The sequence below is a fragment of the Ralstonia sp. ASV6 genome (assembly GCF_016429285.1).
GTDB classification, from domain to species: domain Bacteria; phylum Pseudomonadota; class Gammaproteobacteria; order Burkholderiales; family Burkholderiaceae; genus Ralstonia; species Ralstonia flaminis.
Genome location: NZ_JAELUI010000036.1, coordinates 1 through 13197, shown reverse-complemented (window position 1 = coordinate 13197; position 13197 = coordinate 1). Strand labels below are relative to the sequence as shown.

15 protein-coding genes, 1 tRNA gene and 1 pseudogene are annotated in these 13197 nt (G+C 63.8%); 7 read left to right on the top strand and 10 right to left on the bottom strand.

From position 1 onward, the window contains the following. Window positions 1–288 precede the first annotated feature (288 nt). Window positions 289–1608, top strand: a pseudogene (locus JHD73_RS09355) (NCS2 family permease); the annotation flags it as partial. Window positions 1609–1861: 253 nt separating this feature from the next. Here the strand turns inward: JHD73_RS09355 and JHD73_RS09350 are convergent. Then, window positions 1862–2500 (bottom strand): peroxiredoxin, encoded by a 639-nt coding sequence (locus JHD73_RS09350; RefSeq protein ID WP_199030015.1) that lies wholly within the window; start codon window positions 2498–2500, stop codon window positions 1862–1864. 279 nt (window positions 2501–2779) lie between these two features. Between JHD73_RS09350 and JHD73_RS09345 the strand changes: the two genes are divergently transcribed. From JHD73_RS09345 to JHD73_RS09335, 3 genes are all read left to right on the top strand, one after another. Further along, window positions 2780–3106 carry a YqjD family protein gene (locus tag JHD73_RS09345; RefSeq protein ID WP_021195215.1) on the top strand — a complete coding sequence of 109 codons (327 nt, stop codon included), beginning with the start codon at window positions 2780–2782 and terminating at the stop codon, window positions 3104–3106. A 141-nt stretch (window positions 3107–3247) separates the two neighbouring features. Next, a complete protein-coding gene (locus tag JHD73_RS09340) occupies window positions 3248–3625 on the top strand; it encodes a phage holin family protein (RefSeq protein ID WP_199030014.1) in 378 nt (125 codons plus the stop codon). Then, complete coding sequence (locus JHD73_RS09335) at window positions 3622–4158, top strand: DUF3318 domain-containing protein (protein ID WP_199030013.1); 537 nt, start codon at window positions 3622–3624, stop codon at window positions 4156–4158. Before JHD73_RS09340 ends, JHD73_RS09335 begins: the two co-directional genes overlap by 4 nt. Window positions 4159–4215: 57 nt before the next feature. Here JHD73_RS09335 and JHD73_RS09330 read toward each other — a convergent pair whose 3' ends face one another. Next, entirely contained in the window at window positions 4216–4590 is a 375-nt protein-coding gene (locus JHD73_RS09330; RefSeq protein ID WP_199030012.1) for a hypothetical protein, read from the bottom strand. A gap of 310 nt (window positions 4591–4900) precedes the next feature. Between JHD73_RS09330 and JHD73_RS09325 the strand changes: the two genes are divergently transcribed. Genes JHD73_RS09325 through JHD73_RS09315 form a run of 3 tightly spaced genes read left to right on the top strand, consistent with a single transcriptional unit; the run spans window position 4901 to window position 6845 of the window. Further along, window positions 4901–5575 (top strand): ATP-binding cassette domain-containing protein, encoded by a 675-nt coding sequence (locus tag JHD73_RS09325; protein ID WP_199030040.1) that lies wholly within the window; start codon window positions 4901–4903, stop codon window positions 5573–5575. After that, entirely contained in the window at window positions 5572–6381 is an 810-nt protein-coding gene (gene fetB, locus JHD73_RS09320) for an iron export ABC transporter permease subunit FetB (RefSeq protein WP_199030011.1), read from the top strand. The genes JHD73_RS09325 and fetB overlap by 4 nt, the downstream gene beginning before the upstream one ends. A 2-nt stretch (window positions 6382–6383) precedes the next feature. Continuing rightward, the gene (locus JHD73_RS09315) at window positions 6384–6845 is read left to right on the top strand and encodes an NUDIX domain-containing protein (protein WP_199030010.1); all 462 of its coding nucleotides are present in this window, start codon (window positions 6384–6386) and stop codon (window positions 6843–6845) included. On the opposite strand, the gene JHD73_RS09310 is transcribed toward JHD73_RS09315, so the two are convergent. From JHD73_RS09310 to pal, 8 genes are all read right to left on the bottom strand, one after another. Further along, on the bottom strand, window positions 6842–7756 hold the full coding sequence (locus tag JHD73_RS09310) for a TauD/TfdA family dioxygenase (RefSeq protein WP_199030009.1): 915 nt from the start codon (window positions 7754–7756) through the stop codon (window positions 6842–6844). The two genes, JHD73_RS09315 and JHD73_RS09310, sit on opposite strands and share 4 nt — an antisense overlap. 96 nt (window positions 7757–7852) lie before the next feature. Continuing rightward, window positions 7853–9025, bottom strand: a complete 1173-nt coding sequence (locus JHD73_RS09305) for an acyl-CoA dehydrogenase family protein (RefSeq protein ID WP_199030008.1) — start codon at window positions 9023–9025, stop codon at window positions 7853–7855. Between the two features lie 108 nt (window positions 9026–9133). Next, window positions 9134–9625: a nucleoside 2-deoxyribosyltransferase gene (locus JHD73_RS09300; RefSeq protein WP_199030007.1), complete on the bottom strand. Its 492-nt coding sequence runs from the start codon at window positions 9623–9625 to the stop codon at window positions 9134–9136. A gap of 98 nt (window positions 9626–9723) precedes the next feature. Further along, window positions 9724–9799, bottom strand: a tRNA-Lys gene (locus JHD73_RS09295). A 47-nt stretch (window positions 9800–9846) separates the two neighbouring features. Beyond that, a complete protein-coding gene (locus JHD73_RS09290; RefSeq protein WP_199030006.1) occupies window positions 9847–10962 on the bottom strand; it encodes a YeeE/YedE family protein in 1116 nt (371 codons plus the stop codon). A 4-nt stretch (window positions 10963–10966) separates the two neighbouring features. Continuing rightward, window positions 10967–11653 carry a 7-cyano-7-deazaguanine synthase QueC gene (gene queC / locus JHD73_RS09285; protein ID WP_199030005.1) on the bottom strand — a complete coding sequence of 229 codons (687 nt, stop codon included), beginning with the start codon at window positions 11651–11653 and terminating at the stop codon, window positions 10967–10969. Between the two features lie 166 nt (window positions 11654–11819). After that, window positions 11820–12596, bottom strand: a complete 777-nt coding sequence (gene ybgF / locus JHD73_RS09280) for a tol-pal system protein YbgF (RefSeq protein ID WP_199030004.1) — start codon at window positions 12594–12596, stop codon at window positions 11820–11822. A 77-nt stretch (window positions 12597–12673) separates the two neighbouring features. Further along, a complete protein-coding gene (pal, locus tag JHD73_RS09275) occupies window positions 12674–13192 on the bottom strand; it encodes a peptidoglycan-associated lipoprotein Pal (protein WP_021195228.1) in 519 nt (172 codons plus the stop codon). Between the last annotated feature and the right edge of the window lie 5 nt (window positions 13193–13197).

Genomic DNA, 13197 nt, shown 5'->3' with positions numbered 1-13197 from the left:
CAGCGAATCGAATCACCGGCACTGCCCTCACACCGATAAAACGTGCGCGCGATCCATACGTAGATTGCAGCGCCACGCGACAAAACCAATCGCGAGACAACGGTCTGGAGAATGCCAGCGCGCGTACGCAGGCGCCCGAGCCGAACCAAAACCAGAACAGGGCGCCTCACGTTGTCGGTTCCGCTGAACCGGTCGACGCGGAGCTCTGCCAGGAGACAACCCACCATGGCTGAACAGTCCATTCCGTCGACGACGGAACTTGGCGCCGCTGGCATTGCCGATGCGCGTGCCGTTGATCGCTATTTCCAGATTTCTGCACGCGGCAGCACCCAGAAGCGAGAGGTGGTGGCTGGTATCACCACCTTCATGGCAATGGTCTACGCCGTGTTTGTCGTGCCCGGCATGTTGGGCAAGGCAGGCTTTGACACCAGCGCCGTGTTCGTCGCCGTGTGTCTGACCACCGCCTTCGGCTCGCTGCTGATGGGCCTGTGGGCCAAGCTGCCGATCGCCATCGGCTGCGCGATTTCGCTCACGGCCTTCATGGCCTTCGGCCTCGTGCTTGGTCAGAAGCTCTCGCCGGAAGTCGCGCTGGGCGCGGTCTTCCTGATGGGTGTGGTCTTTACCGCCATCTCCGCTACGGGTGTGCGCTCGTGGATCCTGCGCAACCTGCCCTCGGGCGTGGCGCACGGCACCGGTATCGGTATCGGCCTGTTCCTGCTGCTGATCGCGTCCAACGACGTCGGTCTGGTGGTCAAGAACGCCGGTCCGGGCCTGCCCGTGGCGCTGGGCCATGTCACGGCCTTCCCGGTGATGATGTCGGTGCTCGGCCTGGCCGCCATCTTCGGTATGGAGCGTCGTCGCGTACCAGGCGGCATCCTGATCGTGATCATCGCCATCTCGGCGCTGGGCCTGATCTTCGACCCCGCGGTCAAGTTCACTGGCATCTTCGCCCTACCGTCGCTCAGCTCGCCGGGCCATACCTCGCTGATCGGCTCGATGGACATCCGCGGTGCACTTTCTGCAGCTGTGCTACCCGCCGTGCTGGCACTGGTGATGACCGCCGTTTTCGATGCTACCGGCACAATCCGCGCGGTGGCGGGTCAAGCTGGCCTGCTCAATGACAAGGGCCAGATCATCAACGGTGGTCGCGCCCTGACGGCCGATTCGATCAGCTCGATCTTCTCGGCGTTCTTCGGTGGCGCTCCGGCTGCGGCCTACATTGAATCGACGGTTGGCGTAGCTGCCGGCGGCAAGACGGGCCTGACGGCCGTCGTGGTCGGCGTGCTGTTCCTGGCCGTGATGTTCTTCTCACCGCTGGCTGGCCTGGTGCCGTCGTATGCCACGGCGCCTGCGCTGATGTACGTCGGTTTGCTGATGCTCTCGAGCGTGAGCAAGCTGCACATGGACGACATGGTCGATGCACTGGCTGGTCTGGTCTGCGCCGTGTTCATCGTGCTGACCTGCAACATCGTCACCGGCATCATGCTCGGCTTCGCCACGCTGGTGATCGGCCGACTGGTGGCCGGCGAATGGCGCAAGCTGAACGTCGGTACCGTGGGCATTGCCGTGGCGCTGGTCGCGTTCTACGTCGGCGGCTGGGCGATCTGATCGCGCACTGAACCGTCTTCACAAAAGACAAACCGGCCAGACCCGCAAGGGCTGGCCGGTTTTGTTTTGCGCTCAGAACCTGTTCGGGATCCGTGGCGAGCGACCCGAGGTTGATCCGAGAAGCGCAGCCGCACGTGGGTACGGCGAGCATCACAGGGCCAAGATCGGGCAGCGCAGTAGGATCATGGACAGGTTCAAACGCAAAAAACGCCCGGCACGAGGACCGGGCGGCAATCACACTACCAAGGAGCCGTTACTTGTTGGGCTGCGGCGTCAGGCGCAGATACGGGCGCAGTGCCTTGTAGCCCTTCGGGAATTTCTGCTTGATGACCTCTTCATCCTTGAGCGACGGCACGATGACAACGTCGTCCCCGTCCTGCCAGTTACCCGGCGTGGCCACACTGTGATACTCGGTCAGCTGAAGCGAGTCGATCACGCGCAGCACCTCGTTGAAATTGCGCCCCGTCGAAGCCGGATACGTAATCGTCAGGCGAACCTTCTTGTTCGGATCGATCACAAACAGCGAGCGCACGGTAAAGGTTTCGCTCGCATTCGGGTGAATCATGTCGTACAGCTGCGAAACCTTACGGTCCGGATCGGCAATGATCGGGAAGTTGACCGTAGTGTGTTGCGTCTCGTTGATGTCGTTGATCCAGCCCTTGTGCGACTCGACCGAATCCACCGACAGCGCGATCGCCTTGACGTTGCGCTTGGCAAATTCTTCCTTGAGCTTGGCGGTCAGGCCTAGTTCAGTGGTGCAGACCGGCGTGTAGTCCGCCGGGTGCGAAAACAGCACGCCCCAGCTGTTGCCCAGCCATTCATGAAACTTGATGCGGCCTTCGCTCGAATCTTGCTCGAAATCGGGGGCGATATCGCCCAAACGTAAAGACATCGTGTCCTCCATGCTCTGATTGGGAACCACTATAGCCAGATTGCCATCCAACCAAAACGACTATAAATTCACAACAACATCACTTTTCGTCATTAGGCGTGGCATTTGCTGGCTAGAGGGTGGAAGGCACGCGCACATTGCCGGACAATGGATGAAGCCTTGATCCATCGCAGCGTGCGCGACGTGAGCGCTTGAAGTTTCGCAACGCCCACACATATGCTAGCGAATAAGCGCGTCGACATACTGGCAATTGAACCACCCGATACCAAGGACCCGACCATGACGAACACATCCCCCAACCTGGCCGAATCCGTTAATAAGGAGAAACTGATGACCGACGTGAAGACCGTTCTGTCCGACGCCGAAACCCTGCTCAAACAAGCGGCCTCCTCCAGCGGCGAAAAAGCCGCCGAGTTGCGCGAGCGCGGCATGGGCATGCTGCGCCAAGCCAAGGAAAAGGCGCAGGACCTGCAAGACGCCGTTGTCCACAAGAGCAAGGCGGCCGCACGTGCCACCGATGACTACGTTCACGATCATCCGTGGCAAGCCGTTGGCGTGGCGGCAGGCGTGGGCCTGCTGATCGGTCTGCTGCTCAACCGCAAGTAATCCGCAGTTCTCTTCCTGGCCGATGGCGCGCTCTTTTGCGGATCGCGCCATCGGCCAGTTGCATTCTGGCGGTCCCGCCATGGGCATGGTACGTGCTGCATTGGCAGTCACGCCCCTCGCCTCGTACCCTCCGGAACCTTCATGACCGACGACACCAGCCCGAAGCTGTTCGCCTCCCTGAAGACACTGGCCGGCACGGTCGTCTCGATGCTGCAAACGCGGCTCGAATTGGCGAGCGTCGAACTGGCCGAAGAAAAAGACCGGCTGCTCGGTGCAGCCTTCCTCGGGATGCTGGCAGTGAGCTTGATCGCACTGTCCATCATGACCCTCACGGCGCTCATCGCCATCCTGTTCTGGGACACCTACCGTTGGCAGGCCCTGGCGGTCATGGCGGTGCTCTATGCACTGGGCGCTGTTGGCTGCCTGTGGAAGGTGCGCACGTCGCTGCGCAACGCGCCACCGCTGTTCGAAGCCACACTGGCCGAACTCGACAAAGACCGGGAGATCCTGCGCCGATGACCGATCCGACCCAACCGACGCCATCGTCCAACCCGAGCCCCGAACACGAACCCGCCCATAGCGCGCGGCACCATGTGCGGCCGTCCCGCCGTGGCGCCGAAGGCCGCTTGCCGCTAGCCGTGCGCAAGGAACTGTTGCTTACCCGTGCCGCTCTGGAGCGCTACGACTACGCACAAGCCCGCAACGACGTAAGCCGCGCCACCAGCCGTACCTTCAGCTTGGGTGGCCTTGGTGCGCTATTGCCGAGCCTGATCCGCCCGCTGGCGCGCCCGAACGGCCTGATGCGCACGTTGGGCATTGCACGTGAGTATCCGCTGGTCGGTACGGCACTCTCGCTGGCCTATGCGGGGCTGCGCCATACCGTGATTGGCCGCATTACGCGCCGACTCGGCAAGGTCGGACTGGTGGCCGGGGCGGCGTGGTGGGGCTATCGCAAGTGGCAGGAAACGCAAGGTGGCCAACCCGGCGCTGCCGCGACCACTGCCACGTCCGACAACGAGGTAGACGAGATCATTCCGGGTAGCACCTCCTGAAGCTGCCCAGCAAAAAGGCCGGATCACTCCGGCCTTTTTCTTTGCGACAGATCCGTGTCAGTGCAACGGGATCGGATGCCGCATGCGCTCCCAGCGGCGGGCCATGCTTTGGCGCAGTCCAGCCAAACCATGCAGATGCCCTACAGGCTCCGATGCCGGAACAGCATCTGCTGCAGCTTGCGCTGTCACTCCGGTGTCATGCGCGACGTGCCGCCGGCCATGCCACATCAGCGCGCCGCTGGCTGTCCAGCCGATCACGAACAGCGTATCGCCCACATGCGCGAGCGAGTCATGCGACGTGCCCGCATGAAAAATATCACCGAGCATGTCGGCAGGCAGTTGGGCACAGATCCACAGGAAAATCGCCGGGGCCGATGCAAAGACCCCGGGTTGCCACCACGGATGCGCCACCTGAATCTTCTCGGTTTCCATGGCGCCCTCCATCGCTTCTTGTGATGCTTTGATGCTATGCCCGGCGTGCGTAAATGGCGACCCTTCCGTCACTGAATGCGATGTCGGACTCGTCCGACATCCACCGTGCGCCGGGGCCTTCGACATCGTCCGTTCAGGTTAAGGGCCATCCCGCATGGCATGCGAACCGCATAGTGGCGCGGCAACCGCAAGTCAGGCGTGCCAGCGCTGAAGAAATTTAAGTGGAGGAGCACCCCACCCGCTCATATGCATAATGCATAAAAGCACCGCATTGATGCCGTACCGTACGCAACACGCTCTGCCTCACGTCATGCTGACCGCCATCGACCTCCACCGCCGCGACATGCGTACCGGTGCCACGCTCCTGCACCCCACTTCGCTGACCGTGCGGACGGGAGAACGCATTGCGCTTACCGGACCATCGGGTGCCGGCAAGAGCGTGCTGCTGCGCGCGCTGGCCCTGCTTGACCCGGTCGATGACGGTCATGTGACATGGCGAGGTGAGAGGATTGCCGCGCGCGCCGTCCCGGCCTATCGCTGCCAGGTCGCCTACGTGCGTCAGCGCCCCGCGCTGCTGCCGGGCACAGTGGAAGACAACCTCCGCCTGCCCTATCAACTGCATGCACGTCAGGGGCACGCTTCGTTTGACCGCGAAGCCGCCGTTACCATGCTGGCCCGCGCCGAGCGCGATGCAAGCTTTCTCGACAAGACCGCCACCGACCTTTCCGGCGGCGAGGCGCAGATTGCCGCACTCGTCCGCACCCTGCAAACCGGCCCCGCCGTGCTGCTGCTCGACGAGCCGACCGCTGCCCTGGACCCTGCTTCTGCGCGCGCCATTGAGGCACTGCTGCTGCATTGGTTTGCCCAGGCGCCCGACCAGCGCGCCTGGGTGTGGATCACGCACGATCCGGAGCAGGCCGCGCGCATCGGCCGGCAGCACTGGCGCATGGAAGCCGGCCGACTGAATACCGGGGCGACACGATGAACGGGCAGGAACTCACGCTCTCCGCCTGGCAGGTCGGCATCGCTGCGGCGCTGATCCTCATCAACGGCGCGCTGTCGATCGGGCTGGGTCTTGGGCTGGAGCGACGCCTCTCGTGGGCAGCCGTGCGCACCGTCGTACAGTTGCTGGCCATCGGCTTCGTGCTCGAATGGGTGTTCGCCCATGCGTATTGGGCGGTGGTGCTTGGTGTGGTTGCCGCCATGACGCTGATTGCGGGGCACGCTACCGGTAGCCGCGGCGCGCGCGGCTACGCAGGGCTGCGAATCGACGGGACGCTGTCGGTGTTCGGCAGCACGTGGCTGATCGGCGCGATCGGGTTGATCGTCGTGCTGCGCGCGCAGCCGTGGTACGAACCGCAGTACGCCATTCCGATCATGGGGATGATTCTGGGCAACACGCTCACGGGGGTGGGCCTGGCACTGGAGCGTATGACCGGCGAGCTGATCGCTACACGTGACCAGGTGGAAACGGTGCTCGCGCTGGGCGGCACGCGCTGGGAGGCGGCACGCAATGCTGCACGAACCGCTGTGCGCGCCGGCTTGACGCCGATCATCAATCAGATGTCGGTCGTGGGCGTGGTAAGCCTGCCGGGCATGATGACGGGTCAGGTGCTGGCCGGGCAGTCGCCGCTGGAGGCCGTGCGCTACCAGATCGTCATCATGTTTTTGCTGGCGGCCTCCTCCGGGCTCGGCACGGTGGCGGCCGTACTGCTCGCCTACCGGCGCCTGTTCAACCGTGACCACCAGTTGCTGAGCGCACGCATCGTGCAGCGCGGCGGGGGCAAGTAGCCATGCCGATCGCCCTGTCCTGTGGTCTTGTGCTGCTCAACGAAGACGCCGAGGTCCTGCTCGCCCACGCCACGGAAACGCGCCACTGGGACATCCCCAAGGGCGCCCCCGAACCGGGCGAGAACGACCGCGATACCGCACTGCGCGAGACGCGTGAAGAAACCGGCCTCGTGCTCGATGGCCACGCGCTGATCGAACTCGGCCGCGTTCCGTTCCGGCGCGACAAGGAGCTGCACCTGTTCGCCACACGCCTGCGCCGCGCAGAGGTCCGGCTCGACACGCTGACCTGCACCTCGATGTTCAACAGCTATCACACGGGCCGCCTGATCCCCGAGATGGATGCGTACCGCTGGGCCAACGCAGACGAGGTCTCACAGCACGCCAGTCAATCCCTCGCACGGCTCTTCGCGCAGACGCTCACGCTCGCAAGCATTGATGCACGTCTGCGCGAGGCAGGACTTTAGACGGGGACGTCGCCCTCGATCGTCGTGCGGTGCAGCGTGCGGCGATACGTGTCGGGGCAGCCCGGCGCGAAATGGATGGTCGAGCGGTTGTCCCAGAACAGCATGTCGCCCGCGCGCCATTGGTGCGTGTAGACGTTGTCTGCGCGGACACTGTGGGCGAAAAGCTGTTCCAGCACGCTGGTGCTCTCATCTTCGGGCAGGCCAAGGATGTGCGAGGTGAAGCCTTCGTTGACGAAGAGCGCGCGCTTGCCGGTTTCCGGGTGCGTGCGCACGACCGGATGATCGACCGGTGGCACCGCATCGATCTGCGCCTGCGACAGCGGCGGGCGCCAGCTCGACAGCACACGCAAGCGCTCGTAGCGGTACACGTACGAGTGCACTGCTCGGCGGCCTTCAATCACGCGCTTGAGTTCGGCGGGCAGCGTATCGAACGCGCGGACCATGTTGGCAAACAGCGTGTCGCCGCCCTCCTCCGGCAGTTCACGCGTCAGTAGCAGCGAGCCCAGGCTCGGCAGCGGCTTGTACGAGAGATCCGAATGCCAGTCGCGCCCGGCATCTCCCAAGCCGATCGGCTTGCCGTTCTCGACCACGTTGGAGACGACCAGGATTTCCGGATGCCGCGCCAGATGAAACTGATTGAGCACATGCACTTGCAACGGGCCGAAGCGACGGCTGAATTCGACTTGCGACTGCGGCGTGAGTTGTACGTCGCGGAAGACAAGCAAGCCATCGTGCGCAAGCCACGCCTGGCGAATCGCAGCGATGTCGGCGTCGGTCAAGTCGGCTGCATCGGCCAGACCGAGAATCTCCGCGCCGAGCGGTGCCTCAGGCAGACGACGAATGTGGAAGCGGGTGGTGCGAACGGCTGGCGCCTCTGGGGCAGCCGGAGTGGCAAGAGCAACGTCGGACATGATGTCAGTAGAGAGTTCACGGCAGCGAACGAATTCCACATTACACCGCCCGCGCCGGCCACCCGCCAACGAAGGAAAGCGCAGATCGATACGCGCTTAGCCGTACACCGTGGCGTCCGGCAGGATGCCTTCCAACGCGTAGCGGCCGATGGCGCGCAGTTTGTAGTCGAGCGGATCGTGCAGTGTGTGCGTGCGCGCGTTGCGCCAGAAGCGGTCCAGGGCGAGTGCGGCCTTGGTGGAGCGCGCGCCCGTCGCCTCGAACATCTCCTGGCTGATGAACAACGCGGCACGATGCGCGGCCACCTTGGCCTCGGCGGTGGCGAGCGAGACCTCGGCGCGCTCATCGGCGGTGAGCGATACACCCTTGCGCCACGCGCGGTCCAGCCGCTGGATGGCGCGAGCGGCCAAGGCGTCTGCAGCAAGCCATTGCACACGCATCTCGCCAAAGCGCTGGATCTGATAAGGGTCGTCCGCCGCACGCTCCACGCCGGAGGTGAGCCACGGCCGCGACGCATGCAGCGTGACCTTGCGCGCCTCGTCCAGCGCGCCTGCGGCAATGCCGGTGTAGAGATTGACCAGCACGTTCTGCGCAACGCACGAACGCAAGGTCTGATAAGGCGTAAAGACGTTTTCAGGCCCCGCCAGCACTTCGTCTTCCGCCACCTGCACGTGGCGGAACTGCACCGTGGCGCTATCGGTCTGGCGCTGGCCGATGGGATGCCAGTCATCGCGCACGGTGATGCCGTAGCGCGCAGTCGGCACCACGGCCACGATCGACTTGCCGCTCGCCTCGTCATGGCCTGACACCACCATCATGTTCGAACCCAGCGTGCCCGAACAGAAACCCTTCTCCCCATCAAGCACCCAGCCGCTGCCGGAGCGCTGCGCGCGCAACCGATGATCGAGCGGGTTGACGGCGTTGCCCCACCACCAGCCAAGCTCCGCCGTCGGGCGAAGAAAGCGCTCACGCTGTGCATCGGAGCCGTACAGATACACCGTAGTAGTCTGCAAGTACTGGAAGGCCAGCAGATGCCCGAGCGAGCTGTCGACCGCAGCAATGGCCCGCACGACAGCAAAAGCATCGGCCCAGCCGGCGCCCGCACCGCCGTACTGGGTGGGAATCACCAACGGCAGCAGACCAGCACGTGCAATCGCCGCCTTCTGGTGCGCCGCATGACCGCCTTGCTGATCGCGTTGCGCAGCAGTGGAGGCCAGTTCGGCCAACAGGTGTGTGAGATCAGGGAGTTGATGCAGGTCGTCGAGCTTCATGCGGTGCCTCGTCCGGGGGATCATCCGGTGCAGGCACTATACGGATAGCCTCGGCCGCCCCGAAGGAAGCAATCCGCATACGCATATCGGCCGCGCAACTATGCGCAACTACGCGCCCGCGTAATGCGCACGCATCTGCTCCAGGCACGCGCGCGCATCGCCCACCACCGAGCGGCTGCTGCACGCGATCATCAGGTTGCGCGGCAGGCCGAAGTCCTCCACTGCCCAGCCGTCGGCGTCACTGCCTTGGATGTTGGGCACCTGCGCGAGGAGTGGCACGGCAGGCACGTTGTAGCACCACACGTCTTTGCCGCACGCGATGGCATAGCCGATTTCGAAGCACGTGCCGGAGTCGGGCTCGTGGCCGCGGAAGTCTGCCACGTTGGCCATCACGGCATCGGCCGAATCGATCAGTGCGATGTTCTGTCGGTAGATCTCGGCGGCGGTCGCCGGACCGTTGGCTTGTGGGGCGATTGCGTTGTCGAGCGGATACAGGCCGGTGAAGCCGAAGTCCGCGCACAGTTGCTTCAGCGCTTCGCCATATACAACCGGTTGCGGGCGGAAGACATCGGGGCCGGCGAGATAGAGGCGCAGGGACATGGGCGTAGACCAGTGAATGACACGCGCAGGGACGACGCACAGGATAGCGCCGCACAAAAGACAAAGGGCCCGACATTGCTGTCGAGCCCTCTGAAATTTGGTGGGTCCTGCGGGATTCGAACCCGCGACCAATAGATTAAAAGTCTACTGCTCTACCGACTGAGCTAAAGACCCCAAAGACCGCGATTATAGGAAGATAACAGCGGTTCTGTCAACGCCTGTCAGACTAGGCGTTCCATCCGCCACATCTGATAGCGGAACGCCAGCACCGCGCCGATCACAATACCCGCCAGCGCGATGAATGAGCCGATTGCCAACGTCGACACGCCCGACAGTCCCTGCCCGATCGTGCAGCCCAGCGCCGTCACACCGCCCACCCCCATCAGGATGCCGCCGATGATGTGATTGCCGGTGTCTTCAGCACTGGCAAAACCTTCCCAGCGGAACGTGCGCGTGGCCAGCGCCACCACGGCGGAGCCGGCAATCACGCCCAGCACGCTCACGATGCCCACCGTCAACACGCGCGACGTATCGCTAAAGAACATCAACCACTCCAGCGTGTACGACACGGGGGCGACGAAGCTCAGCGCCTCCATGCGGCCGCTGTTGGTGGCGAGGAACGCCTCCTGCAACGTGTTCGGATCTTCCTGCACATAGCCGAGGTGGCCCGACACGTACCACATGGCCACGATGATGAGCCCGACGCCGACACCGCCGAGCAGGTTGTCGACCGTGCGGAAATCACGCCCGAGCAGCGCCCACAGCGACAGCACCCCGCCAATCACCAGCGCGAGTGCCAGACGCAGCGTGCGCACATCGACCGACAGCGCATGGCCCAGCACGCTCGGCAAGTCCTGCGAGGTCGGCAACGTGACCACGACATTGTCGACGGTCGCCACGCGCACCACGCCAAACACGCCCTTAAGCGTCATGTACGCCGACAACCCGAGAAACACGAACACCACCACCGACTTGAGATTGCCGCCGCCGATGCGCACCAGCGTCTTGCTGCCGCAACCCGAGCCCAGCACCATGCCGAAGCCAAACAACAGCCCGCCCACCAGCGACGACAGCCACAGCAGCTTGTTGGCCGTGTAGATGGTCTTGCTCGTATCAATCAGGCCCAGCCAGCTTAAGCACCCCGTGCCGATCATGGCCACGCCAATGGCCAGCACCCACATGCGCACGCGGCTCCAGTCGCCGATGTTGATGGCGTCGGACACCGCGCCCATTGTGCAGAAGTGCGTGCGCTGCAATAGCGCACCAAACGCAAAGGTGAGCGCAAAGGTCGCCCACAGCACCGTGTGGGAGAGCGCGTTGAGATCGAGTTCGGGCATGGCGTCAGACGTAGCGCGTCGGGTCAGGCACGCCGGCAGCCTCAAAGCCAGCCTTGCGGATACGGCACGAATCGCATACGCCGCAGGCACGACCTTCGTCGTCAGCCTTGTAGCACGACACCGTCATGCCATAGTCGACGCCCAGTCGCGCACCGGCCTGGATAATCTCCGCCTTGGTCATGGCGATGATGGGCGCGTTCACGCGGATGCGCTCACCCTCCACACCAGCCTTGGTGGCCAGGTTGGCGAGCGCCTCGTAGGCAGCAACGTATTCTGGGCGGCAGTCCGGATAGCCGGAGTAGTCGACCGCATTGGCACCGAAGAACAGGTCACGCGCGCCCACAGCCTCAGCCCAGCCAAGTGCCAGCGACAGCATGATGGTGTTGCGCGCCGGCACGTAGGTGATGGGAATACCTGCATCGGCAACTGCGTGCGCGCCATCGGTCGGCACATCAAGGGTGTCGTCGGTCAGCGCGGAGCCGCCGAACTTGCGCAAGTCCAGATCGACGATCTCGTGACGCACGGCACCGATCGCAGCCGCCACCTTCTTGGCCGCTTCCAACTCGGACGAGTGGCGCTGGCCGTAGCGCATCGACAGCGCGTAGGTCTCAAAGCCATCGGCATTGGCCATGGCGAGCACGGTGGCGGAGTCCAGCCCGCCGGAAAGCAGGACGATGGCGCGTTTTTTCATGGGCGAAGCCTTGTGGAGCACATCAGAGGAAGGCCCTCATTTTAACGCGCCATCACCTTCCCCGCGCCCAGGACCGCACATGCCGGCCATTTGCGACCGACCATGAAAAACGCCCGCCGATGCAGCCACGGGCGGGCGTCGATTCACAACAATGATGATTTGCCGATCAGCGCATCGTCTTCAGACGGCTTTCGGCAGTCTTGGCCTGCTCGCTGCCCGGATACTGGGCAACCACCGATTCCAGCGTCTTGCGTGCGGCGGCCTTCTGGCCCGATTCACCCTGGTTGGTTGCCACCTGCAGCAGCGCATCGGCCGCCTTCGGGTGCTGCGGGTTGGCGCGCGCCATGCTCTCCAGCACGTAGCTCGAACCCTTGTAGTCACGCTGTGCATACAGCGCGTTGCCCAGCCAGAACTGCGCCAACGGCAGGTACGGGCTCTGCGGATACTTCTTCACGAAGGCCGAGAACTGGTTGCCTGCCCCCTTGAAATCACCGCTCTGGAAGCGCTTGAGTGCGGCGTCATACTCATCCTTCTCGCCGGGCTGGACCGTGCCTTCGCGGCCTTCCACCGTGGCCTGCTGCGGTTCGAACTTCTTCAGGCGCGCATCGAGGTCGGCGTAGTAATCCTTCTGCTGCTTGGTCAGCGTGTCGACGGAATTCTGCAGCACCTCGTTCTGACCACGCAGGCGCGCCACTTCGGACTTGAGGGTCTCGATCTGGTTCTGCGCGTCGATCAGGTTCTTGCTGTTCTGGTCGATACGCTGTGCCGCGCTCGACTGGAAGGTGTTGAACTTCTCGCGCATGTCGATGATGGCGCGACGCGCCTCATCGTCGTCAAACACCCCTGCCGCCGCCGGGCCGGCCATGGTCAGGGCGCCACCCGCAACAAGCGTCGCCATCAGGATGGCCCGACGCATGGCGTCATACGCGCGCTGTTTCATCATCGTATTCCTGTGATTGCCAACGTAAGAACGCCGGCCGCAGCATCGCAGCCGGCGCGTCCAACCTCAAACCGTGCCGATCAGTAAACGATGTCGGCGCGGCGGTTCTGCGCCCACGACTCTTCGTCGTGGCCGGTAGCCTGCGGCTTTTCCTTGCCCAGGCTCACGGCTTCCATCTGGCTGTCAGGCACGCCCATCGACGACAGCGCGCGACGCACGGCCTCGGCACGCTTCTGGCCCAGCGCCAGGTTGTACTCGCTGGTGCCGCGCTCATCGGTATTGCCCTGGATCAGCACCTTGCGCTGATTGTGCGACTGCAGGTAGCGCGAGTGCTGGCCCAGCAAACCTTGGTATTCCGACTTGACCGAGTAGCTGTCGAAGTCAAAGTAGATGCTGCGCTTGGCCAGCGGGCTGTTCGGATCGGTCAGCTCGTCACGGCCCACGTCCACCGGGGTGACCGTGCGGGTGTCGGCGCCCGTGCCTGCACCGCCCGTGCCATTCTTGGCGGTGTCATCCAGCTTGACGCCCGAGCTGCAAGCGCCCAGGGCCAGCAGCGTGGCAATCGCTGCGAGTTTGATCATGGTTTGGGACTTCGACATGTCCG